Origin of the sequence: Segatella copri (assembly GCF_015074785.1) — a bacterium.
Taxonomy (GTDB): Bacteria; Bacteroidota; Bacteroidia; order Bacteroidales; family Bacteroidaceae; genus Prevotella.
Window position 1 is genome coordinate 755,138 of record NZ_CP042464.1, and the last position, 25,484, is coordinate 780,621.

General features: G+C 42.6%; 17 protein-coding genes, 2 tRNA genes and 1 pseudogene. 4 read left to right on the top strand and 16 right to left on the bottom strand.

What is annotated here, in order from left to right; translation table 11 throughout:
• Nucleotides 1-219: 219 nt before the first annotated feature.
• Together FO447_RS03135 and FO447_RS03140 are read right to left on the bottom strand one after the other, a co-directional pair.
• Entirely contained in the window at nucleotides 220-972 is a 753-nt protein-coding gene (locus FO447_RS03135) for a DUF3800 domain-containing protein (protein WP_022120945.1), read from the bottom strand.
• Between the two features lie 127 nt (nucleotides 973-1,099).
• Entirely contained in the window at nucleotides 1,100-1,693 is a 594-nt protein-coding gene (locus tag FO447_RS03140; protein ID WP_234699105.1) for a sugar transferase, read from the bottom strand.
• A gap of 253 nt (nucleotides 1,694-1,946) precedes the next feature.
• On the opposite strand from FO447_RS03140, the gene FO447_RS03145 reads away from it, so the two are divergent.
• The gene (locus tag FO447_RS03145; RefSeq protein WP_055235773.1) at nucleotides 1,947-3,233 is read left to right on the top strand and encodes an IS1380-like element IS942 family transposase; all 1,287 of its coding nucleotides are present in this window, start codon (nucleotides 1,947-1,949) and stop codon (nucleotides 3,231-3,233) included.
• Nucleotides 3,234-3,402: 169 nt separating this feature from the next.
• Here FO447_RS03145 and FO447_RS03150 read toward each other — a convergent pair whose 3' ends face one another.
• Nucleotides 3,403-4,215, bottom strand: a complete 813-nt coding sequence (locus FO447_RS03150; protein WP_200757583.1) for a glycosyltransferase family 2 protein — start codon at nucleotides 4,213-4,215, stop codon at nucleotides 3,403-3,405.
• Nucleotides 4,216-4,347: 132 nt separating this feature from the next.
• Nucleotides 4,348-5,304 (bottom strand): annotated as a pseudogene (locus FO447_RS03155) (acyltransferase family protein); the annotation flags it as partial.
• A 187-nt stretch (nucleotides 5,305-5,491) separates the two neighbouring features.
• Here FO447_RS03155 and FO447_RS03160 point away from each other — a divergent pair.
• On the top strand, nucleotides 5,492-6,304 hold the full coding sequence (locus FO447_RS03160) for a glycoside hydrolase family 16 protein (RefSeq protein ID WP_118080529.1): 813 nt from the start codon (nucleotides 5,492-5,494) through the stop codon (nucleotides 6,302-6,304).
• 29 nt (nucleotides 6,305-6,333) lie between these two features.
• Here FO447_RS03160 and FO447_RS03165 read toward each other — a convergent pair whose 3' ends face one another.
• From FO447_RS03165 to FO447_RS03215, 11 genes are all read right to left on the bottom strand, one after another.
• On the bottom strand, nucleotides 6,334-7,137 hold the full coding sequence (locus FO447_RS03165; RefSeq protein WP_118080531.1) for a glycosyltransferase family 2 protein: 804 nt from the start codon (nucleotides 7,135-7,137) through the stop codon (nucleotides 6,334-6,336).
• A gap of 6 nt (nucleotides 7,138-7,143) precedes the next feature.
• Nucleotides 7,144-7,947 (bottom strand): hypothetical protein, encoded by an 804-nt coding sequence (locus FO447_RS03170; protein WP_118080533.1) that lies wholly within the window; start codon nucleotides 7,945-7,947, stop codon nucleotides 7,144-7,146.
• A 26-nt stretch (nucleotides 7,948-7,973) separates the two neighbouring features.
• Nucleotides 7,974-9,122, bottom strand: coding sequence for a glycosyltransferase WbsX family protein (locus FO447_RS03175; protein ID WP_153113773.1), 1,149 nt, complete (start codon nucleotides 9,120-9,122; stop codon nucleotides 7,974-7,976).
• Between the two features lie 38 nt (nucleotides 9,123-9,160).
• The gene (locus tag FO447_RS03180) at nucleotides 9,161-10,219 is read right to left on the bottom strand and encodes an EpsG family protein (RefSeq protein WP_118080537.1); all 1,059 of its coding nucleotides are present in this window, start codon (nucleotides 10,217-10,219) and stop codon (nucleotides 9,161-9,163) included.
• 6 nt (nucleotides 10,220-10,225) lie between these two features.
• Complete coding sequence (locus FO447_RS03185) at nucleotides 10,226-11,767, bottom strand: oligosaccharide flippase family protein (protein ID WP_200757585.1); 1,542 nt, start codon at nucleotides 11,765-11,767, stop codon at nucleotides 10,226-10,228.
• A 2-nt stretch (nucleotides 11,768-11,769) separates the two neighbouring features.
• The gene (locus FO447_RS03190; protein WP_118191346.1) at nucleotides 11,770-12,819 is read right to left on the bottom strand and encodes a chain-length determining protein; all 1,050 of its coding nucleotides are present in this window, start codon (nucleotides 12,817-12,819) and stop codon (nucleotides 11,770-11,772) included.
• Between the two features lie 71 nt (nucleotides 12,820-12,890).
• Nucleotides 12,891-14,429 (bottom strand): ATP-binding protein, encoded by a 1,539-nt coding sequence (locus FO447_RS03195; protein ID WP_200757586.1) that lies wholly within the window; start codon nucleotides 14,427-14,429, stop codon nucleotides 12,891-12,893.
• A 35-nt stretch (nucleotides 14,430-14,464) separates the two neighbouring features.
• Nucleotides 14,465-17,068, bottom strand: a complete 2,604-nt coding sequence (locus FO447_RS03200; RefSeq protein ID WP_200757587.1) for an SLBB domain-containing protein — start codon at nucleotides 17,066-17,068, stop codon at nucleotides 14,465-14,467.
• Between the two features lie 129 nt (nucleotides 17,069-17,197).
• Nucleotides 17,198-17,268 (bottom strand) — tRNA-Gly (locus FO447_RS03205).
• A 32-nt stretch (nucleotides 17,269-17,300) separates the two neighbouring features.
• A tRNA-Thr gene (locus FO447_RS03210) sits at nucleotides 17,301-17,373 on the bottom strand.
• A gap of 164 nt (nucleotides 17,374-17,537) precedes the next feature.
• A complete protein-coding gene (locus FO447_RS03215; RefSeq protein ID WP_200757588.1) occupies nucleotides 17,538-20,216 on the bottom strand; it encodes an ATP-dependent Clp protease ATP-binding subunit in 2,679 nt (892 codons plus the stop codon).
• A 284-nt stretch (nucleotides 20,217-20,500) separates the two neighbouring features.
• Here FO447_RS03215 and gyrA point away from each other — a divergent pair, with 284 nt between their 5' ends.
• Both gyrA and FO447_RS03225 read left to right on the top strand, forming a co-directional pair.
• Nucleotides 20,501-23,137: a DNA gyrase subunit A gene (gene gyrA, locus FO447_RS03220; RefSeq protein ID WP_200757589.1), complete on the top strand. Its 2,637-nt coding sequence runs from the start codon at nucleotides 20,501-20,503 to the stop codon at nucleotides 23,135-23,137.
• 53 nt (nucleotides 23,138-23,190) lie between these two features.
• On the top strand, nucleotides 23,191-24,399 hold the full coding sequence (locus tag FO447_RS03225; RefSeq protein WP_118139553.1) for a hypothetical protein: 1,209 nt from the start codon (nucleotides 23,191-23,193) through the stop codon (nucleotides 24,397-24,399).
• A gap of 488 nt (nucleotides 24,400-24,887) precedes the next feature.
• Here the strand turns inward: FO447_RS03225 and rpiB are convergent, their stop codons facing one another.
• The gene (gene rpiB, locus FO447_RS03230) at nucleotides 24,888-25,331 is read right to left on the bottom strand and encodes a ribose 5-phosphate isomerase B (protein WP_006846783.1); all 444 of its coding nucleotides are present in this window, start codon (nucleotides 25,329-25,331) and stop codon (nucleotides 24,888-24,890) included.
• Nucleotides 25,332-25,484 lie beyond the last annotated feature (153 nt).

Consider the following 25,484-nt stretch of genomic DNA (forward strand, 5'->3'; position numbering starts at 1 on the left):
ACAAGCTATGGAGATAGAAGTTACATCAGGAGCAAACAGAGTCAGATCTGTTACCTTCATTTTTATGTTAATTCTTTAAAAAATCAATAAATAATCATCTATTTATTTGCATATATAAAAGAATTACCATATCTTTGCAATCGGATAAAGGCTTCTTTATTCAGGATTGGGGTGTCCCCGGTCGGGAAAGGGTTACTTCACAGTGACTCTTTTTTTGTATTATTTTCCTTGTTCTTTTGGGAAAATCTTCATACCATATACCTTTCCGTTTAATTGGAAGATATTCTTTTTCAGTACATCAAAAGCAAGATTCACTCCATTAGGATTCAAAACATGTCGAGTTACCGGATAAGCTATCAAGTCAGCAATCTGAAGTCCAATTATATTTTCAGATTTCCATCTCATGTCGAACTTTTTAAAAACTTTTTTCATTCGATGACTATCCACCCAATATGTTCCTCTGTCTAACAGCTGATTATAATAATTAAGAAGGGATGCATCTTCCTTTTTGCCACGTTTTTCGATAATGGTACAAAGTTCTATGTCAGTCAAACCAAGAGAGTCTAAATAAAACACGACTCTTTCCATGATATACGATAAAGACAACCCATATACATCATTCAGTTTACCATACTGCCTGATATATGGTTCTTTTAATATCGAGCAGCAAACTACGACATATCCATTATCTCCAAGTATATCATTAACACCCTGGAAGAATCGTTTTTTGACATCAAGGTCAAACAAAACCTCGAATCCATTTTGACACTTTCTTATATCCCGACTATGAAAAATAATATTTATATTGTTCCAGATTTCCTTTTTAAGGACATTGATTCGTTCTGTCAACACTTTGTCCTGTTCCTCGGAGACAACAATACCACAAAGTGTAAATATAGGGAATTGTGGGTCAAAACTTGCTAAGTTTTGATCTCCGCATTCATCAAGATACAATATAAATTTATTCGCCATAATTTTTGCCTATTTAAAATGCAAAAATACAACTTTCTTTTCTATTTACAAAGTTTGCTGAGATAAAATAACTTAAAAGATCGCTATGAACAAGTATTCACCCCTTTATTGCATCAGTAGCTCATCATTAGAATATTTTGCCAAACATAATGTTCACCAACGTTTTGAATAGAATCTTGACATCGAACCACCAGGATCTGTGCTCCAGGTAGAAGAGGTCAAGACTTAGTCTTCTCAACATCTTCGGCATCGTATCCGTATATCCATTATATAAGGTAGCGTAAGAAGTCACTCCTGGACGAATTTGGTAAAGAAAACGATATCGAGGATCATGCTCCATAATCTGGTCGATATAAAATTTGCGTTCTGGACGTGGACCAATAAACGCCATGTCGCCCTTGGCTACGTTCCACAATTGTGGCAGTTCATCTAGATGATGTCTTCTAAGAAAAGCTCCAATGCGTGTCATGCGAGTTTCTCGTTCATGTTGGAAGAGTTGAGGACCATCTTTTTCTGCATCCACTTTCATACTTCTGAATTTATATATGTAGAAAGGTTTGGCGAATCGGCCGATTCTCTCTTGTTTAAAGATTGCAGGTCCATTATCTTCTCTTTTTACGAGAAAATAGCACACAACAAATAGAGGTGAGAAAACTATTAAGCCAAAGATAGCTAATAGAAAGTCTCCCGCCCGTTTTACATTTCTTTCAAATTCTGTCATGCCATCAGCAATGAAACGTTCGTCAGCTACGTTATCATTTAATTCTATTTCGAATGGTATGTTCGTAGACTTATTTCGTTGTACTCTGTTCATTTCGTTCTATTATGTTTTATTATCCTTAATTCCGCAACACTATAGTTTAACATTATTTATAAGTGCCTGAGCAACAAAAAGTTGCCCAGGATTTTGCCATGTCAGAATTTTCACTTACCTTAGTGTTGCGAAAAGAAGACAAGCAAAACTCTAATATGACATGGCAAAGATACAAATAAAATCTGAGAAACTCACTCCTTTTGGAGGAATTTTTTCTATTATGGAGCAATTTGATGCTCTTTTAGCTCAAACCATAGATTCCACCTTGGGATTGAGATGCACTATGTTTGGTTATCAATATAGCGAAATTCTACGCTCTCTGATGTGCGTATATCTTTGTGGCGGCTCATGTATTGAGGATGTTACAACTCACTTGATGAAACATTTGTCTCTTCATCCAACTCTTCGCACTTGCAGCGCAGACACCATATTGCGTGCTATCGAAGAACTGACTTGTAAGAACATCACCTATAAATCTGCTTCTGGCAACTCCTATGATTTCAATACTGCAGACAAGATGAACTGCTTATTGATCAAAGCCCTGCTTGCTACTGGTCAATTGAAATCCGGTCAAGAGTATGATTTTGACTTTGACCATCAGTTCATTGAAACAGAGAAGCATGATGCAAAACCAACCTACAAGAAGTTCCTGGGCTATAGTCCAGGTGTGGCAGTCATTAACGACATGATTGTCGGTATTGAAAATAGAGACGGCAACACAAACGTGCGCTTCAACCAAAGAGAGACTTTGGAAAGAATCTTCAAGCGACTGGAGGCATCAGAAGTATATATATCCCGTGCCCGCATGGATTGCGGCTCATGCTCGGAGGAAATCGTAGATATGGTAGAGGCTCATTGCAGGCATTTTTATATTCGTGCCAACAGATGCTCTTCCTTCTACGATTCCATGTTTGCCTTGACTGGATGGAAAACTGTTGAAATCAACGGTATTGAATTTGAGCTGAATTCCATCCTTGTTGAGAAATGGAAAGGAAAACCGTATCGTCTTGTCATACAGAGACAAAGGCGAATAGATGGAGATCTTGACATTTGGGAAGGCGAATATACCTACAGATGTATACTGACTAACGATTACAAGTCGAGTGCAAGAGACATCGTGGAATTCTACAATCTTCGTGGTGGCAAGGAACGCATCTTCGATGACATGAACAATGGCTTTGGCTGGAATCGATTGCCAAAATCGTTCATGGCACAGAATACTGTATTCCTGCTTATGACAGCTCTCATCAGAAACTTCTACAAAGCTATTATGCAGAGATTGAAAACCCATGAATTTGGATTGCGTGCCACCAGCAGAATCAAGACCTTTGTTTTCAAGTTCATCTCTGTTCCTGCGAAATGGATTAAGACATCACGTAGGCATGTATTGAATATTTACTCAGACAACAATGCTTATGCCAACCTGTTCAAGACAGACTTTGGTTAAAGACCATGCTTTTCTGGTTAAACCAGCGTATTACCTCAAGTCGCTTTATGGGGTAAGGGGATTTTGTGTCTGCGACATTTCTGTTGTGCAAGAAATATGTACAATAAAATGAATTTTGTCGCTTTGCAAGCAAAATCCCACTAAACCCTATAGGTTGCGGATTTGAGGATTATAAAACGTTTAGAGTGCTCATATATTGTCTAGAGTCTAGTTTTCTTTTTAGAATTTTGCAACCATAGCTTGGTAGAAACAGCAGAAAGAAGTATAAGTATGCTTTCAGTGTGCTGAATTTCAGTATGGTTTCGTATACAGCTATGTTGTAGTGAATGAGTTGCATCTTTTTCCTGGAAACTGAATTCTTTCTTACACAATAGTAGGCTAGAGGCTTTTTGGTATAAGCGTAGCATATTTTGCATTGTTGAAGAATCTGAATAAACATAGCCCAATCCTGTCTTTTGCGGATAGTAGGCATATAGTATTTCTTCCCCAAAGCTTTTGTATCATAGATAGCTGTGAGACATCCGATTTTATTGTCACGTTTTATCATTTTATACGTGATGCGGCGTGGCGGAATATTGATACCTATGGTCTCATAGTTAGAATTGCATATAAGATAAGTTGCACAGCAGAGAGCGCACTTCTTTTCTGACATGTAATTGATTTGGATTTCCAGTTTCTCAGGAATCCATCTGTCGTCGCAATCACAGAATGCGATGTATCTTCCTTCTGCTCTTTTGATACATGCGTTTCGGACATATCCCGGTCCATGGTTTTCTGAGAGTAGTTCTATTTTTACTCTCTTGTCTGCTTGGGCAAATTCCTTCAGAATCTTAATGGTATCTTCATCAGTAGATGCATCGTCAGTTATAATAAGCTCCAAATTATCGTATGTTTGTCTCAGTATACATTGAATGCTGTCAGCAAGAAATTTGCCGGCATTATAAGTAGGCATGATGACTGATACTAAGTCTTCTTTATTCATATTATTCTATATGTTTATATATTATAACGCCACGTAACATGGATTATTGTTATGGTTGCTAAAAAATATTTGAAAAAAGATATTGCCCCTCTTTTTGACAAAGATGTATGTTTCCTCCTTATCTATCCTCTGCTATTTTCCAAGGAAGAATTGTGCAGTTATCATATTCTTTTTCAGCAGGTTTACAATCACCCAAGATAGGAATCCACATATCGTGAAACCTAAGATAATCAGGACTTCTTCTTTATTGGATGGAACTATGAATCTCAATAATTTAACAGTGTAGTCCATCAGCGTCAGATGGCAAGTGTATATGCCCAGTGATAGTATTCCGACTTCTTGGATGAATTTGTTGAATCTATTGCTGCTGTCCAATGCTTTGCGTGCAACGCCCACAATAACCAGAACGGCTAGTATAGCGGTGACTCCTCTGTATGCGTATTGCAGCAATGAAGTTGGACAAAGTGGAATCCTTGGCATCCAGACTGGTAATTCATGCATGTTCCAGAACCATGCTAATACAGCCCATAGTAGCCCTAGGCAAATCATGGAAGATTTATTGGTAAGCTGTAATTTGTTGAATCTACGCATTGCATATCCTAGAAAGTAAAACAGATAATAGTAAGCCAGGAATTGAAAGCCGAAAACTCGGAGGTTGAGTCCAACCATGATGCCTAATAGCAGAAGGCAGGTGATGCCAATGGGTATAATCTCATCCATGTGATATTTCGCTGCAATTTTCTGATTTAGTATAAAGATGACTTTTATCCAAAAGAGAACCCATAAAAACCAAAAATAAGAATCTGGTGCTATGATGATTCTGCTTAAATTTCCAATGGAATAATCTGCAGAAATGACATAGCGTAATAGCGACCATGAAAGGTAAGGAACCATCAATTGGTTAAATCTTCGTTTACACAAAGACCCTACGTTTATGTTTTTGGATGTGTTGGAAAATGCGAACCAGCCACTGATAGCCATGAAGGCTGGCATATGGAATGAATAAAGGAGATTCCACAAGTGGTTTTGGAAACAGGCATCTCCCAGAGAAGATTGAATGGCATGTCCTAATACTACTAATATCATGAGCCACCCTTTAAGGAATCAATCCAAATTAATCTTTTCTTATCTGACATAATTTTATTTTTTGAATTTAGATATATATCATATTTATAATTAAGAAACGATTCTTTATATCTTTTATTGTTTATTTAGAGGAGATAAAGGAACATTTATTTTGTTGTTCTAAAGAAAAGTCGTACTTTTGCACAAAAATATGTTTAGTAGAAAATTTTATCTCTCTTTTATGTTGGCTCTATCAGTTTTTTTATGTTCTGATACTCCAAATGTCTTGGCAAGAAAAAAAATGCCAAAATATAAACTCGTATTTCATGACGAGTTCAATTCCAAGGATGGTAAGCTGGATACTACAATATGGAGCCGTGCACCTCGTGCTGCAAATATGTGGGCAAAATGGAATAGTAATTCTCCAGAAGTAATCCGAATAAAAAACGGCAAATTGATTTGTAGGGCGATTCCTAACCCAAGTCTCAGTGATACTGCCACTATGGTAACTGGTGCTATCAATACAAAGAATAAGTTCTATGTAAAGTATGGTCGTATTGAAGTTCGCATGAAAACCAATGGCAAGCGGGGAAATTTTCCTGCAGCATGGATGCGTCCTCAGATTGATGGAAATCCTTATCAATATGGAGAAATTGATATCATTGAATATTTCGGAAACGAAGGGATAGCCCGTCAAACGATTCTTTCACATCGAAGTACGATGATGAATAAGAAGGATCAGCAAACGGCTTTCTTTCATAAAGATATTGATTGTACCAAGTGGCATGTTTATGCGATTGAATGGATACCTACTGCCATCGCAACATTTATTGATGGAGTTCAGACAGGATGTTATCCCAAAAGTTCTGATAAAGTAAAACTTGCAGAAGGACAATGGTCGTTTGACAGACCTTTCTATCTTATTCTTAACCAAAGTCTGGGTTACGGGAATTGGCATGCCCCTAATACAGTTGATATTTATGAAACGTATTTTGATTGGGTTAGAGTATATCAGAAAGAGTAAGGGAACGCTTCATAGGCGCTCCCTTATATCTATTCAGTAAGTAGTTTCTTGAGTGTAGCTGCAATTCTTGTCAGATATAAAATACCATTATATGCCAATGGATGCGAAATGTATGTTCTTGTGTATAAGACGAGAAGACGCAGTTCCATTTTCTTTTTCTTTCTTCTCATTTTCGCATTTCTTGATGCCGAGGTATTTCTAACTCTTACATAATATATCGCATCTGATGCAGCTATGTTTACTGTTTTAATCTTGCAGGAGAGTTGAAACATGAAAAAAGAATCTTCTCCATGGGTGATGTTCTCCTTGAAGCGATGAGACCCAATGATGCTACGTGGAATCAACTTGCAGCATGAACTTGAAAGAAAGCTTCGATTCTTTACAATATGATGTCTTTCCTCAGGTTTGTATGACTTGTAAGCTGTAGACAGATAATGATATGTTTCAGCCTTGGAGGAATCATTAAATGCGATAACATTTGCTTCCGTTATCCCTTCTGGAGTGACATCCTTTAATAAGGCTTGCAGATAGCATGGGCTTATGAAGTCATCATCGTCAATGAAACTGACATATTTTCCTTGGGCCTTTTCTATTCCGATGTTTCTTGCCCGTGACACCCCATTAACGTTAGAGTATAATAATTCTATAGAGTATGAATAATTCTTTATTCTTTCTTTTATTAGAGAAAAATAAGGCTCTTTTGTGCCATTGAGAACTATCAGCACTTCATAACTGTCTTTATTTAGTGTCTGTTGTTCCAAACAATCAAGACACTCCCAAAGGTATTCTTTGGGAGTGTATGTTGGGATGATAACGCTGATATCTGGATTCATTGTATTTTATTTTGCGTATTCAATTTCTATTCCACCAATCTCTGCTGCTATTTGTGAGTAGGATGAAGCAACACTGCCTATGATTTTTCTTGTCTTGCTGAGACAAAACAAATCTACCACTGCAAATTTCATTCCTTCCAAGGAATTGCGGTCAGTATCATCCATCAGGGTAATGATGCGGTCTGGATACTTTGTTTTCAGACTTTCCTTTACCTCATCATCATCGCTGGCTACATAGAACTTGGTATTGGCTTTCTTCTTGATTTCCGCATTCATCATGTTGGTAAAGTTCTCTAATGGAGAGGATTGAATGGAAACCACATTGTCTGTTCTGCGGATATGTACACCGATAGTTCGCTCAGAAAAGCCAGCCACTACCTCGTCTATTCTGCGCTGGATATCATCCTGTGGGATGAACATCCCCTGGATGGTATATTTTGTACACATCGGATAGCACGAGATGAGAAGGAGCGAGCGTGAATAGCTCATTTTCAATTTGCTGTATATCTCGCCATCTCGGTAGATACTGAAGTTGAACACGATTTTCTCAAACATTGTTTTCAGCAGGGGCCATCTTACCAGGTAGTCCTTGTTGCCATTGATGTTGTATAGCCATTGCTTGTTCTCTACCAGTTTCACGTCTTCTTGTGGAATTGGTTTGAAAAGTTCACAATAATCAGCTTTCAAGCCCAGGCTGTTATTCCAGTAAATAACAGAAGGACAATGATAGCTTTTTGCCACAGCCACTCCTGTGGCTATGGCACGTAAGCGATTACAAAGTCCTCCTGTTGGTATGATTTTAACTTCCATGTTTCGTTATCGATGTAGTTATTCTTTTATTTCTTAATTGTATTTCTGATGGCATCCAGGAAACCATGACCATACTTGGTGTCTGGTTCCACATAGTTGCCTTCACCCCATTCGTTCCATGAGCGGAGGAAGAGAATCTTTCTCTGCTCTGGCTTGTTCTTGATGAGCTGCAGTGCATCTTCTATATGATGCTCGAAGTTTTCAGGAGTTGCATTCACGTAGATGCCTTCATGCTTACCGGCTCTTGGTGTACGGTCCCACTGTGGGAAAAGGGTAGGGAACACGTTGTCCCAATTGTCTTCTGGTGAAAAGAAATGCTTCATCACCTTAGGATAATCATACTTCAGAGCCGGCATGAAAGGGAATGCCTTCTGCATCGCTTTTCTTGCAATACGCCAATACTTTCCCTGATACATCATCTCGGCTCTACCTTTTCCCATCGGGTTGATGCCATCGAAACCTAATTCCAGGAATGAGTTATAGATGTCTGCACTGCTTTCAAGGTTTGGCATCACACGGCTAATGGTGCCATCTTCGTTTCTCTTGACCGTTGTTGTAGAAGCACACATAGCAACAAAGAAGATGTCTTTCAATCCATTCTCCTTTGCCATCTTTCTCCAGAGTTCCATGAAGTGGCGAACATCCTTGAAATGATATGGATCGAAAATCAAAAACAGTGGCTTACCATCTACGGTGATGTAACGGTGGTCTTTAAATGCCTTGAGCACATAGTTGAAATGGGCGATGTAATCTTCATCGCCAGGATACAATTGCTCACAGATCATCTGGTTGCCACCTTTGTTCTTCCAAGTGTTGGTTTTCCAATCATGGTTTGCCCATGCTAGGCAGAATGGAAAATCTGGCTTGCCGGAATTAAGAACCTCATCGAATGGACGCTGCAATAAACGCTTGCCGTTACCCATCCAGTAATGCCAGTAGCAGAATCCTTCCACACCAGCTTCGCGTGCCAACTGTGCCTGCTGTTCGCGTGTTTCTGGCAATCGAAGATCATAAAAACCTAAATCGGCTGGAATTCTTGGCTGATAGTGCCCATGAAATACGGGACGGGCTTTGGCTACGTTGGTCCATTCAGTAAATCCTGGTCCCCACACTTTGTCGTTTTCATGGATTGGATGAAACTGTGGCAAATAATATGCTATAACTCTTGCTTCCATTTAATATGTTCTTTTATTAATATTCTATTTCTATTTTTTTAATTAAGTATAATCATCATTCCTAGTCCGTAATGTGGAATGCTTACGTAGAGCAGGAGAAGGGAGATGATTAGCACAAAACTGATGCCTATCCACTTCTGCTTGAAAGTGTATAATATATATGTGTAAAGCAGGATATTCACGATGCAATACAGCTGGCTGGTTCGCAAAGCCAATACCGGCAAAAAGGCAAACGCCGAATACAGGGATAATCCTATTGCAGATGTCTTGAGCAATATAGGGAAATTACTGCATAGTTTTGTCAGCGTATCCTTAAAGAGGAACAGGTAATAAAACAGCATAATCGACATGATATGCAGCGGATCAAATATATTGATGCCTACTGTCATTTTACCCTTTTCCACTGCTGCCTGGTAGATAGCTAGTTTGTTTCCGATGAATGGAAGTGACGGGTTCATCAGAATGCTACCTCCTGCATAATATACTACATATCCCAGCGGAATGGCGCAAAGAAACAGAATGGTTGTCTTCTTGCAGAATGGCTTGTTGTTGAGAAACAAGACGGGAAGGAGTATTAATGAAGAATAATGTATCAAAGATGCTCCGAGCAAAATAAAGAAGGCTATTTTCTTTTTGTTCTCTGCTATGAGTGGGAGTGTGCAAAGGAAGATTCCTGATACAACCCCTGCTCTTATCTGGGTAAGATCGTGCAGTACATAGTAGAAACTGATGTAGCACAGCAGCGGAACAAAATAGAATTCGCTCATCTTTCTGAAGGCAAACATTTTCAGAGACACTCCGAATATTGCATAGATCAAGAACAGCATGTGTACATTATCGGTAAAGAGTCCCAAAATGTAAGATATGAGTAGAAAGGATGGCTCAATCATCTCGTCCGTACCATTCTTGAAATAATTCTGGAATGTATATTCGTAATTTTCCGAATCTGGATCCAAACCGATTTCTCGAAATCCTGCCACAAAAATCAGCACAAGCCCTATTAGGAAGAATAATGACTTCTGATACTTCCTAATATAGTCTTCCAAGTAACAAAGTATAGCAATGATTAGAAACAATGCCAATAAGATGTAACCCATATTGCTTTATTTTTTTAATTTTCTATTTACTAACTCTTTGATGAGGGTTCGCTCTTTCTTCGAAATACCCACTGCATATAATAGGATGGATATGCTTATAGCAGAAACGGCAAACGATAAGAGGAACTGAAAGATCCTGTTTGTATGCAATCCTTCTACGCAATACACTATCAGCGTAGTTGTCGAAATAATCAGAATGCCCGGTAACACCAGTCTCACTAGATATTTACTGACGGTTAAATCTGAAATACTTGTTTGCAGCATCAGTAATCGGATGATATGTGCCAGAACGCAAAGTCCAATCATAGTGACGAATACATAGTAGGATGGCATACCTAACTTGAATAAGACCCAACTGACAGGCAGGCATAGTATCGTCATGCTTTCAACATACATACTGTATTGGCGAATATTGCCCGTTGCCTGTATAATAGTCGTTATTGGATTATGTAACGCCAGACATATTGTGTAAACCGCATAGAGCCGGGCAAACAAGACCATGATAGGTGTACATTCTCCTAACCAAAGTGTGAGCAACGTCTCTGCTTCGAAGATGAATGGGATGAGAACCATCGACAGCAAATAGAGTATTGCCTTGCTGCTAGCAAAAAAAAGCAGCTCTAGATATCCATTCTCGTTCGACGAATATGCTTTGATCATCGCAGGTCGGAAAGCAATGACCACACTATTGGTAAGCGTGTTGATGGCATTGTAAATCTGATTGGCGATTCCAAAGGCTGCATTGATGATTGGTCCGAAGAACACATTCAGAATAATGGTACTTCCCTGAGTCATGCCTACACCTGCCAAAGCTCCATAGAATGACCAGCCGGAGAAAGAGAAAAGCTCCTTGTATAGAGTCTTCTTCTTTACGATGGTATATTTACATTCAGGATACTTCCTTCTGGCAATGATAACGTAAAGCATCATAACCATAAATGCTTCGAGCATTAATGCTGCTCCATAATACACTAAATCATCTCCACCAGTTATGCCGATGCAGTAGGCAATAAGGAGTTTCACAATGCAGTCGATAGTAGAAATCAGAGCATAGTATCCCATATTCTCATTGGCAAAGACTGCACCGATGAATGGTATCTGCAGGAGGGTGAATATGAAAGAAAACAGGGAAAACTGAAGAATCCATTGTGCCGCTTCCATACGTTCCACAGGAATGGTGAGTTGTGTAGATATCAACCAGGGACCAACAATCTCAAATAGGACTAACAGAACGAGAGCTATCATCACGACTATGTTGAGGCTCACGGAGAAAATCTCCTTTAATCTGTCTGATTCTCCTTTACCCATTGCGAAAGAATAAAAGCGTTGGGTGGATAGGGCAAGTACACTGCTGATGCATGTGCTTGCTGTCACCACGCCTGCCACGGCATTGAAGATACCATAGTCTTCTGTGCCAAGTCCTGCCAATACCCAACGTACCGTATAGAGATTGACGAAGGTGATAATAAGCATTCTTGCGAATAGCACCAATGTATTGGATGCTATTCGCTTAGAACGGTTTTGTATGTCTTTACAATTTGCATACATATTTAATCGATTTCTCCAAATATAACTTTTCTAATAGAAAAAAATGTAATAATCATGAAGGTCAAAAAAGTCATTCCAATTACAAACAACATTCTTTTTGGACCTGCGGGTTTTAAAGGTACGGAGGCACTTTGTAGCGTTGTAAAAGCTGGTGTTTGAAGTGTTAATTTAGCACGAGCTTGCTGAACTTGAGCTTGTAATGCAGTATAATTATTATAGAGTAACTGCATTTCATTTTCCAAGTCATTTTCTTTCAATTTATAGGATTCCAATATGATGTCATTGTTGGCATCAGCATAGCTACCATATGTCTGTCTAACCTTTTCATATTTGCTTTTTGCTTCAGAACAGAGTTTTTGATAGTACTCTAAATCTTTGCGTGCTTTACTTGTACGGTAATCTGTGATAAATTGTTGTAATCTAGCTTGTACCGTATCAGTTAAAGTTGCGCAAATAAGGGGATCTTGTGCTTCTACAGATATGGAAATCACATAGTTCTTCTTATCTACTGTACATGAAACTTTATCTGCAATGCTCCTTGCTATTTGATCCTGTCTTTTGGTTAGTCTGAAAGGATTTACTGTACTACTAGTGCTACTTGTCGTATCTTTTGTTGTAAACAATATTTTTATACGATTAATCGTTTTAGTCCACCATGGATATTTTTGTTTTGTAGCAAGGTAGTCATAGTAGGTGGTGTTGATGGTCCCGTCAAGTGACTTGACTTTGACATCAAATAAGCTTGTAAGGAAATCATTAGATTCAATCAAGTCTGGATACAATTCAGGGAAAATGGCATCTTCGTTAGAAGAAGAGCTACCTATGTCGAAACCAAAAGAAGAGGCAAGTTCCCCCAAGGAACCAGTACTAAAACTTGATAACTCTGGAGCAAGTTTAGCTGTGCTTTTGTAATGTCTAGGCACGCATATGATAATTAGGATAGATAAAATGAATGAGACAGGTATGCCTATAAAATAAGCTTTCCTGTTTTTTATCATTGCTTTTATGATGGCTGTTACATCAATTTGTTTAACTGAATTATTATTATCCATTTTCTTCGTTATTCTTTTGTTTACTTACTCATATTAGCAATCGTAGCAATCATGGCGGCGATGCTGCTAACTTATCTCTGCTTCCAGCTCTCAACTCCTCTTGTCTTGCTGGAGAAGTTGATGCCTAGCTTGACAACTGTTCGCTTATCCATAGCGAAAGGAGCTGCATAGTTTTTGACTTCTATCTGTTGCAGAGCTTCTTCGGCGCTTCCATCTAATTTGCATTCGATGATGTAAATGTAGTCGGAAGTTTGAATGAGAACGTCCATCCTGCCATCACTTGTCGGTATTTCTACCTGTGTGTGGAATCCCATAATCTTAAAAATGAGATATAGGGAATTTTGGAAGTAAAGTTCTGCTTCGCCTGCTACCTGATAGCTGTTATCTGCAAAGAAAGCGGTAAGCCGATTCATAAATTGTTCAACATGTCCTGCTTCCACATCCTTCACAAACTCATCAACCATAAAGGCGGAACGGTCACCTGCTGAACAATATAGCGGCAGCAGAAAGTTAAGAAAACCTTCTTCCACTTCTTTGTTAGGGAAGCCTAGTAGGTATTTCTTAAACCTTTCGTCATAGCCTTTGATTGTGAGATAACCACTCTGGTATATCACAGGTATCGGATTGGTTGACAGTGAATCCACGCTGTTGATTACATCGTCTGATACCCTTTCCTTTGTCATGTCTGGCAAACGATAGTTGTGCATTTTCAGCAAGTCAACTAGAAATGTGGGTGTGCCAGTCTCAAACCAGTAGTCTTTATAGCGAAGTCTTGACAAAGTGTTCAGTACACTGAATGGGTTATAGATTCCTATTGTATTCTCCTCGAAATGATATCCGTCGTATCTTGCCTTCAGTTTTGCTATTGTGGCTTCTTCTGTATCGCCATTGGCTTCGGCTAATTCGTTGATACCTTCCTTGAAATTCGTAAGCAGTTCCTTCTCTGTCATTCCGCAGATGCTAATATAGCGGTGGTCCATCGAGATGTCCATCAGGTTGTTGAGGTCGCTGAACACGCTAACCTTGCCAAACTTGGTAACACCTGTGAGGAATGCAAACTTGATATATCGGTCTTGTGTCTTCAATACCGAATAGAATGCTTTCAGCTGTGCACGGTGTTCAGCCTGCAACTCTGGGTCGCGCAAGGTCTGAAGTATAGGTTTGTCGTATTCATCGATAAGAATAACGACACCGCATCCTTCTTTCTCTGCAGCTCGTGCTATCACACCCTTGAAACGAAGGGCAAGTGTGGCTTCTGACTCACGGGTTCCATATTTGCTTTCCCAAGTTGTGAGGTAGTCATTAAGAACTGTGTACAGACTGTCTTTCTCTCGAAAGTTGGCTGTGTTGAGATCAATATGGAAGATAGGATATTTCTTCCATTCTGTCTCCAAGTCATATATGGCTAAGCCCTCGAAGAGTTCCTTCTTACCCTGGAAGTATGCTTCCAAAGTAGACAGAAAGAGACTCTTTCCGAATCGGCGTGGACGACTGAGGAAATAGTATTCTCCCTCTGTCGCCAACTTGTACACGAATCGGCTCTTATCTACATACGAATATCCATTTGTACGTAGCTTTTCGAAATCTTGTATTCCTATAGGATATTTCATAAAATGACTCCTCTTTTATAGGTGTTTGATTATTCTTACTTACTCATATTAGCAATCGTAGCAATCATGGCGGCGATGCTGCTTATGCTGCTTCCCATACTCATCATTTCTGCGGTACTCATCTTGCGCTTCAGTTTAGCTGGGACGACAATCTCGCTGCCTGGCTGCACTTTGGCACCATGAGAGAGCTTGGCTACCTTGCCATTCATATAGATGATGTATGCCTTGCTCTTTAATGCATCTGAGGCAAAACCACCAGCCTGATCGATGTAATAGCTTGCCTTCTTGCCCTTTTCGTAGGCTACCGTATTGGCAAACATTACGGCACCATTGATCTTTACCGTACCATTGTACTGAGGAATGACCAGACGGTCGCCCTCTCGTAAGATGATGTCGGCATCACTGCCTGGGTTCGCCAGTGCCTCAGGAAGATCGATACCTACAGGGTATTCGCTAGGTACGTTGAACTTCTCTATGTTGGTGCGTTCTACATCCTTAGAGTTCTGCAAGATGGCACTGGCATTGTTGCTGCTGGAGGCTAGCTGCAGAAGATTTTTCTGCAGCTCTTCGCGCTGCATCTTCAATACTGCCTCCATGCGCTGCTTCTCTTGTTCGTTGGCTTTGCGGATGATGCGGGCGCCCTTGAGGTATGCCTGGTCGGTAGCTCCACCTGCCTTCTTGAAAAGTTCACTCAGGCGGGCGTTGCGATGGTCTAATGTATAGAGACCGGCAAACATCACTTCACCGGTAATTGATACGTTCTGCTGCTCTACATACGCCGGACTCTGACGAATCATTACCTCATCAAATGGCATCAGCTTGAAGCCAGGGGTGCCGTCGATAACGAAGCCGTCTTTAAGAGATAGGGTGTAGGTCTTGGCGATAACGCTGTCTGGACGTAAAGCCTTGGCATCCATCACTCTACGGCTTACCATTACATTAACGGTTGAAGCCTTGTCGGTCAAGCCGCCTGCCTGAAGAACGAAGTCTTCGAGGGTCTCATTGTCGGCATATTGGTAAACTCCTGGATACTGCACTTCGCCACGGATGGTGAGGGTGCGCTCTACAATCTTTTCCTGTCGGGTAGGAATGAAGAGGACATCGTTCTCCTTCAATGGGATATCTGGAGTCTTGCCGTTCATGATGCCGGCGATGTCTACACTTATTACTTCGAGCGAGCGGTCAGACTTCATACGGTGCATTACGGCACGGTTAGTGAATGCCTCCTCAGTCAATCCTTCGGCATGCTCTACAAGGGTGCGTACGCTGTTGATTTCTTCGCCGAGATTGTACATGCCCGGACGGAATACGGCTCCTTTCACCTCTACGGTGTTGGCGTAGCGTGGCAGGATGCTGTCTACGCTGATTGAGTCGCCGTCATCGATGCGGAAACTTGAGAAGTCGAACTCCCCAACATTATATACGGCATGTTCTCTGCCTGTCTTGCGGTTCAGTCTTACTGATTTCTTATAAGCATCGCCTGTAAAACCGCCGGAATACTTCAGAAGGGAATTGACACTCTCGTTCTTCTTCATTTCGTAAATCATCGGGCGCTTAACCTTTCCGGCAATGGTTACGAGACAGTCGTATGGACCTACTACGATAACATCGTTGTCGGCAAGACGGACATTACCCGTCAGTTTGCCGTTCAGAATGTAGTCGTAGATGTCAACAACCGTTACCAGTTTGTTGTGTCTGTATACCTTGATGTTTCGCAATGTACCCAGATCGTTGGTTCCGCCAGCCATGTAGAGTGCATGGAATACGGTGGCGAAGGCTGAGAGGGTATAGGTGCCCGGAATCTTAACCTCGCCCATTACGTTAACCATGATGGTCTTGGTTTGTCCTACAGTGAGTTTGATGCGACTTGAACGGTATCTGCTGCCCACGGTATTGCGTAGGCGGGCATTAGCCTGAGCTACGGTCAAGCCTGAAACGCTGACTGGTCCATAACCCTCGATGGTTACCTCACCATCTGGCGAAACGGTACTCTCGATGGTTTTCTGTGAGGCACCATAGATGTCGATGATAACCGCATCGCCAGGTCCCAGTCGATAGTTCTGTGGGGTGGCGATGTTCATATTTGGCTCGAAACTGAGATCCTTGTTATTAAAGATGTCACGGCCGAATACCTTGTTGCGCTTGATGCCGAGTTCAGCCTGCATCTGTTTAACCATGGTAGCTGTATCTGGAACCAGTGCATTCATCTCCTTGCTGAAGTTAGCATAGTCAGGATTATTCTCATCATAAGATGAATAGTAGCTGTCGTTCTGTTTGCTCTGGATGCGATAATTGCTATAGGTTGAAACCTGCTTCTCATTGTCCTTGTCCTGGTAATCTTCTCTTTGCTTACCATTGTTGGTCCGCATTCTCTTGTTGCCTGCATTTCCTGCAGCGGTTGTGCTGTAGAGCTCGTTCTGCTGCGACATCTTCTGATACTTATTGCGTACACGTCGAATCTGGGAGATGTCTACGCCTTGCTGCATCAGTTTGGTAACAATCTGTGAATTGGATGTGCCACGCTCATGTTCTTTCACCACAAAGCTCATGACCTGATCATCGGTCATGTGTGAACTCTGTGCGAAAAGTGGTCCTGAAGACAGGACGAGCGCCAGTACAAGTATGATATGTTTCTTCATTATTATTCTTTTATCTTAGTTTAATTTATATAATAACTCGAAAAAAGTGATTTTGTTGCTATAGAAGGCTGAAAAGATGTTAATAAAAACAAGAAACCCAGGGTTCAACCCTGGGTTACTGATGTTCTGAGCGAGATACGGGAGTCGAACCCGCCTCACAGGCTTGGGAAGCCCGTGCACTACCGATGTGCTAATCTCGCGAAGGAAAATACTAACTCCTTTCACAAGAAAGAGCCACGAGCGGGACTCGAACCCGCGACCCACGCATTACGAATGCGTTGCTCTACCAACTGAGCCATCATGGCTTTTTGCCCAAAAGCAGATGCAAAGGTAATGAATATTTTTTGAAATAAGAAATTATTGCCTAAACTTTTCTTGTGGTTAACTCTTATTAACTAAAGTTCGTTGGTTGCTATACCGGGTTCATAATAAAAGAGGGACTATCGCTAGTGGATAGTCCCTCTTCTGATTATAGTTTCTTGAATGTTAATTCTTCTTTTTTCGAATTTTTGCCTACCGAGATGGTGTCGCCTGGCTTCATTGTGCCATCGAGTAACATCTCGCAAACGGAATCTTCAATGTAGGTCTGGATGGCGCGGCGGAGTGGGCGGGCACCAAACTGTACATCGTATCCCTTCTTGGCTACCATCTCCTTTGCCTTTTCGGTAATCTGGAAATGGAATCCCAAGTCTTCTATTCTCTTGACCAGTCCTTCCAGGTCGAGGTCGATGATGCGCTTGATGGCATTGAGATCCAACTGGTCGAAGGTGATGATGTCGTCGAGGCGGTTCAGAAACTCTGGAGCAAACTGCTTGCTCAGACTCTTCTGGACGATGCTGCGGGCATACTCCTTGTCTTTCTCATCCATCGCCAATCCGCCTTTTATACCTGCAGAAGTAAAGCCGACGCCTCTGCCGAAATCTTTCAGCTGGCGGGTTCCTGCATTAGAGGTCATGATGATGATGGTGTTGCGGAAGTCGATGAGTCTGCCGTTACCATCGGTAAGTCTGCCTTCGTCGAGTACCTGTAAGAGCAGGTTGAATACCTTGCTGTTGGCTTTCTCTATTTCGTCGAGCAATACGATGCTGTATGGTTTGCGGCGTACCTTTTCGGTCAGCTGTCCACCTTCGTTATAGCCTACGTATCCTGGAGGTGCACCTACCAGACGTGAGGTGTTGAAACTCTCGGAGAATTCGCTCATGTCTATTCTGATGAGTGAATCTTTCGAACCAAACATTTCCTCGGCAAGTTTCTGGGCAAGATAGGTCTTACCTACACCTGTAGGACCCAGGAACATGAATACGCCAATAGGATGGTTAGGGTCGCGCAAGCCTACACGGTTCCTCAGAATGGTCTTTACCATCTTGTTGATGGCATTATCCTGAGCAATCACCTTGTGCTTCAGGTTGTGTTCCAGATCTTTCAGACGTTTGCTTTCACCCTCTGCCATGCGTTGGGCTGGTACGCCGGTCATCATGCTGATAACGTTGGCAATGTCTTCGGCTGTCACCTCAACATATTCGCCAATCTCTCCCTGCTGCCATTGCGCCTTCATGTCCTCAATCTCTTTCTCGATCTTGGTCTGGGCATCTCTGCATGAGGCTGCCATCTCGAAGTTCTGGTTTGCTACAGCCTGCTGCTTCTTGCTGATTATCTTTTTCAGTTCTTTTTCCAGCTTGATATATGGAGCAGGAACACTTGCATTATTAATATGTACGCGCGAGCCGGCTTCATCTATCACGTCGATAGCCTTGTCTGGGAAGAGGCGGTCGGTGATATAGCGCTCTGTCAGTTTGACACATGTCTCGAGAGCCTCGTCTGTATATCTCACACAGTGGTGCTTCTCGTAATGTTCCTTGATGTTGTGAAGTATCTGCAGGGTCTCTTCGCGTGTTGTTGGTTCAACGATAACCTTCTGAAAACGGCGCTCCAGGGCTCCATCTTTCTCGATACTCTTGCGATACTCGTCGAGCGTGGTGGCGCCGATACACTGGATGACACCTCTTGCCAAGGCTGGCTTCAGAATGTTGGCAGCATCCATGCTTCCTTCACCGGAACCGGCGCCTATCATGGTATGAATCTCATCTATGAAGATGATGATTTCCGGATGGTTCTCCAGTTCCTTGATGACATTCTTGATGCGCTCTTCAAACTGTCCGCGGAATTTGGTTCCTGCAACGATGGCAGTCAGGTCGAGACTAATCAGACGCTTGTTGAAGAACATAGGCGATGTTTCCTGGTTGTTGATGAGTTGTGCCAGTCCTTCTACGATGGCACTCTTTCCTACGCCCGGTTCACCTATTAATACTGGGTTGTTCTTCTTTCTGCGACCCAGAATCTCGAGCACGCGCTGAATCTCCTTCTCTCTGCCCACGACAGGATCCAGCTTTCCTTCGGCTGCAGCCTTGGTCAGGTCGAAACTGAATTTGTCGATGGTAGGGGTGCTGCTCTTTTTGCGCGGAGTTCCATTTGAACGGGTAGACAGCCTCATCGGGTTCTGGTCCTTTTCCATATCGAATGGCTCTTCGTCAGTTTCCATCATGTCGTTCTTCTCGTTGTAGTCATCTTCTGCTTCTATTCCACCAGCCATCTCCAGGTTCTCTGCTTCCTCCTGCTTGTCAGCATCAGGGATTTCTGAATCTGGTGTTTGTGGTTCCATTTTGAAATCCTTCGGCTCTTCTGTCTTCTGCTCATCATCCTTGTCAGTAGGATAGAGCATTTCGATGGCACGGTCGTAGCTTAAGCCCAGTTGACTCAGCCAGTTGGCTACAGGGTTCTTGTCATTTCTCAAGATGGCAAGCAGCAGATGTCTTGGCTCTACAATCTTGGAGTGCTCGTAGTTGTTTGCCTCGCGGATAGAGTCTCTGATAATGCTGTCTGTTATCTGGCTGAATGGGATGTGGCTGTTCTCCTTCACGTTATCGGCAGGAGTTTCTTCCACACGCTTTTCCAGTTTGCTGTTAAGAACTCCGCTGAAAGCCATCGGACTGATGTCTGCGCCCTTCAGGAGCTTGTTGACATCGCTGTCGTTCTGGCTGATCAGACTCAGCATCAGATGCTCCACGCTGATTTCACTTCCCAAGGTGCGTGCTGCTTCTTTGCTACTTCTGTTCAGTATGTCCTGTATATGTGAAAACGGATTTATCATATTTGCTTATATTTTTAAATATCTCAGTGCAAAAGTACACATTATTTTCAAAAATAGCAAATGATATGCCAACTTTTTTGCATTGTTAAAATACAAATAATGCTAAAATAATGCGATTTTTCGCCTCTAAAGCGTTTTAGTATCATTTTTTTTTGTATCTTTGTCGGGAATTTCAAAAGGGTAAAACGGCTTAGAACGCAAGGAAATGCCCTTAAACGCGATTTCCGGATGGAAAACAGGCGTTTTGAAAGTAACGAATAAACAATAATACATTAATATAAGAAATGGACGAAAATCAGACAATGGATCATGATAGAATCATGAAGATCAACATTGAGGAGGAGATGAAGTCGAGCTACATCGATTATTCGATGTCAGTTATCGTGGCTCGTGCCCTCCCTGATGTACGCGATGGTTTCAAGCCTGTGCACCGCCGTATTCTTTACGGTATGCTCGGCATTGGAAACACCAGTGACAAACCTTATAAGAAATGTGCGCGTGTTGTTGGTGAGGTGCTCGGTAAGTATCACCCTCACGGTGACTCTTCTGTTTACGGCGCTCTGGTGCGTATGGGACAGGAGTGGAACATGCGTTATACCTTGATTGACGGACAGGGTAACTTCGGTTCTGTTGACGGTGACTCTCCTGCTGCCATGCGTTATACTGAGTGCCGCCTCTCCAAGATGGGTGAGCATATCATGGACGACCTTGACAAGGAAACGGTTGATATGACCAACAACTTCGATGATACCCTGCAGGAACCTACCGTGATGCCTACCAAGATTCCTAATCTTCTGGTAAATGGTGGTAATGGTATTGCCGTAGGTATGGCTACCAATATGCCTACCCACAACCTGGGTGAGGTAATTGACGGTTGCTGTGCATATATCGATAATCCTGACATCGACACCGATGGATTGATGCAGTATATCCCTGCTCCTGACTTCCCAACCGGTGCTACCATCTATGGTATACAGGGTGTGAAGGATGCATACGAAACAGGTCGAGGCAGAATCGTGGTTCGTGCCACTGCCGAGATTGAAAGTGGTGAAAACCATGATAAGATTGTTATCACCGAGATTCCTTATGGTGTTAACAAGGAGCAGCTCGTGATGGCTATTGCTGACCTTGCCAAGGAAGGCAGAGTAGATGGCATAGCTAACGTAAACGATGAGTCTGGCCGTCAGGGTATGCGTATCGTTGTTGATGTAAAGCGTGATTCTAATGCCAATGTTCTTCTGAACAAACTCTTTAAGCTGACAGCTCTTCAGAGTTCATTCTCAGTGAATTGCATTGCTCTTGTTAATGGTCGTCCACGTCTTTTGAGCTTGAAGGAATGTGTGAAGTATTTCGTAGAGCATCGTCATGATGTTACGATCCGCCGCACCCAGTTCGAACTGAAGAAGGCTCAGGAGCGTGCTCATATTCTCGAGGGCTTGATCATTGCCTGCGACAACATCGATGAGGTGGTACATATTATCAGAGCCAGCAAGACTCCTTCTGATGCTCAGCGCAACTTGGAGAAGCGCTTCGAACTCGATGAACTTCAGAGTAAGGCCATCGTGGATATGCGCCTCAGCCAGTTGACAGGCTTGCGTCTGGAGCAGTTGCACAATGAATTCAACGAGTTGATGAAGACCATCGACTACTTGAACCAGATTCTGAACGATCCTGAACTCTGCAAGAAGGTAATGAAGGACGAACTCAACGAGGTGAAGGAGAAGTATGGTGACGCACGTCGCACCATGATTAAGCCTGATGACCATGAGTTCAATCCAGAAGACTTCTATCCAAACGACCCAGTGGTTATCACCGTGAGTCATCTCGGATATATCAAGCGCACCCCATTGTCAGAGTTCCGTGAGCAGGCTCGTGGTGGAGTAGGTTCTAAGGGAGCCCGTACCCGTGATAAGGACTTCACCGAGTATATTTATCCTGCTACCATGCACCAGACCATGCTGTTCTTCACCAAGAAGGGCCGCTGCTACTGGTTGAAGTGTTACGAGATTCCTGAGGGTGACCGCAACTCCAAGGGCCGTGCCATCCAGAACCTCCTCAACATCGAGAGCGATGACCAGGTGAATGCATTCCTCCGTCTGAGAGGTTTGAATGATGCTGAGTTCATCAACAACCATTATGTAGTCTTCGCTACCAAGAACGGTACCGTGAAGAAGACCTGTCTGGAGGCATATTCCCGTCCACGTGCCAATGGTGTGATTGCTATCAACATCGTAGAGGGCGATGAGGTGGTAGATGTTCGTCTGACAAATGGTCATAACGAACTGATTATTGCCAACCGCAATGGTCGTGCTGTCCGTTTCGACGAGAACGAAATCCGTACAATGGGCCGTACATCTACCGGTGTTCGTGGTATGCGCCTCGATGAGGGTAATGATGCTGTAGTAGGTATGATTGTTGTCAACGATCCTGAGAAGGAAACCGTGATGGTAGTGAGCGAGCAGGGTTATGGTAAGCGTTCTGATGTACTCGATTACCGCGTTACCAAGCGTGGCGGTAAGGGTGTGAAGACACTGAATATTACCGACAAGACCGGTCGACTGGTAGCTATCAAGAACGTAACCGATGATAACGACCTCATGATTATCAACCAGAGTGGTATCGTAATTCGTCTTGCCGTAGCCGATTGCCGTGTCATGGGCCGTGCTACCCAGGGTGTACGCCTCATCAATCTTGCCAAGAAGAATGATGTCATTGCCAGCGTATGCAAGGTGATGAGTTCTGAGCTCGAGGCTTCTGTAGAAGAGGAGAGCCGTTCTGCCTGGGCTAAGAAGAGCGAGGAGATAGAGAATGATACCGTAGGTGCCAAGACTGCCGAAGAGGCTGCCGAGGCTGAGGCTCATCTCGCTGACGAAGCATCTGAAGCTGAGGATACCGATTCGGGCAACGTAGATTTCGAATAAAAGAAAAGACGCGTAAAAATAAATAACAACAACTTTTAAACTCATTAAGAAAAATGAAAAAGTTTTTAGTAGCTGCAATGATGGTACTAGGTGCCACATCAGCATTCGCAGGCGACAGTGACGCTCTCAAGGCTGTCATGAAGGCTAAGTCTTATGCCGAGGCTGAGGCTTTGGTTAAGCAGAATTTGGGTCAGATGGCTAACGATGCAGAGAAGGCCAAGGCTTACAACAAGCTCGTTGATCTCGCTATGAAGCAGTTCAACGACCAGCAGAGCATCCAGCAGACCAATCAGATCATGAAGAAGAACGACCCGGTTGACGAGGCTGCTATGTCTGAGGGCGCTTACAATGCATTGATCAATGCTATTGAGTGCTACAAGTACGACCAGCTTCCTAATGCTAAGGGTAAGGTTGCTCCTAAGTTTAACAACAACGCTAGCCGTGTATGGGGTGCTCGTGTTCAGCTCGTTAATGCGGGTCAGACTGCAGCTCAGAACAGTAAGGCTGATGAGGTATTGAAGTATTGGGGTGCATTCCTCGATACAGACAATGAGCCTCTCTTCGCTTCTGTAGACCAGAAGCAGAAGGATAGCGAGAAGGACTATATCGGTCAGGTAGCTCTCTTTGCAGCCCGTTATGCATACCAGGCTAAGGATGCTGCCCGTTGCGAGAAGTATTGCGACATCGCCATGAAGAGTGAGAAGGAGGCTAAGGATGCCCTCAACCTCAAGCTCTATGTAATGAAGGACGGCTTGAAGACTCACGAGGATTCTCTTGCCTATGTTAACAAGCTCAAGGATATCTTTGCAAAGGACGAGACCAATGAGGTTGTTCTCGATGGTTTGAACTCTATGTACTCTTCATTGAAGATGGAGAAGGAGCAGACTGAACTTTTGGACGCAGCTATTGCAAAGAACCCTAACAACTTTGTAGCTCTTGCCAACAAGGGTATGATGTATATCCAGAAGAACGATGCAGACAACGCTATCAAGTGTTTGAAGCAGGCTCTTGCTGCAAAGGAGGATAACGTAGTTGTTCTTACTTATCTGGGTGCTTGCTACAACAGCAAGGCTGGTAACTTGCAGGATCCTAACGGCCGCAAGGTTGTTTACCAGGAGGCTATCAAGGTTCTCGACAAGGCTAAGCAGCTCGATCCAGAGAAGGCTCAGGCTAACTGGGGTTACACCCGTTACCAGGCTTACTATGGCTACTATGGTCCTAACGCAGCAGAAACCAAGCAGGCTGAGGCTGAGAGCAAGTAAAGTTTAAGCTTCAAATAAGTATTTGATTCTCATAGGGGGATGTCACCTAGTGTGGCATCCCTTTTTTTATTTCTTTGAGATAGGGTTGTTCCGGTAAGATAACAAATAGGACTGTGTTTTTTGTGGCAAAATGATTGGTAAAAACATCAGCGAGAAATGTTGGTTTGCTGTAGGCGCCCATCAGCTGGTCTACGCATGCACAACAGGTGTTGTGCGAGCGCATATCAGCTGTTATGCAAGCGCACAACAGCTGTTGTGCGGCCTACGGAGTTAACTTCTCCGATAACCTATACTATCTTTTCCGACAACTTCATCTGTCTTTTCCGACAACTTCTTCCGTATTTTGCGATTGTATCTTACGCTTGTGTGCATTTATTGAAGTTGTTCATGTGTCGTAAAAATCTTCTTGGTATGTCCGTCTTCCATAAAAATAGGCTGAGCCATCATGCGATGACTCAGCCTTAATTCTTTTTTATCCATTCAGAACTTTACTGCTGAACAGGAATCTTCTTGACGCGACGCTCGTGACGGCCACCCTCGAATGTTGTGGCAAAGAACTCGTCGAGAATAGCCTCGGCGGTCTTGTTGTCTACGAAACGACCTGGAAGTACCAATACGTTGGCATCGTTGTGCTGACGAACCAAATGAGCAATCTCCTTGCACCATGCCAATCCGGCACGTACACCCTGATGCTTATTCAATGTCATGGCGATACCTTCGCCGCTGCCGCAAATGCCGATACCTGGATATACTTCGCCGCTCTCAATGCCTTTAGCAAGAGCATGACCGAAGTCAGGATAGTCTACACTCGCATCGCTGTATGTACCATAATCCTTTACAGGATAACCCTTCTTTTCCAAATATTCCAATACGAATTGCTTCAATGGAAAACCTGCGTGATCGCATGCAATACCAACTGTCTTTACTTCCATAATACTTAAGTTTTTAAGTGAAGAACGAAGAGCAAACTCTTCATTACATCACAAGGTTAATATAAAAGAGTGATAGGAGTTAGATGCTGTAAACCAGATGATTGCCTGATGACAAAAACTGATACCAAACTTCTAACTCCTAACTTATCAAAC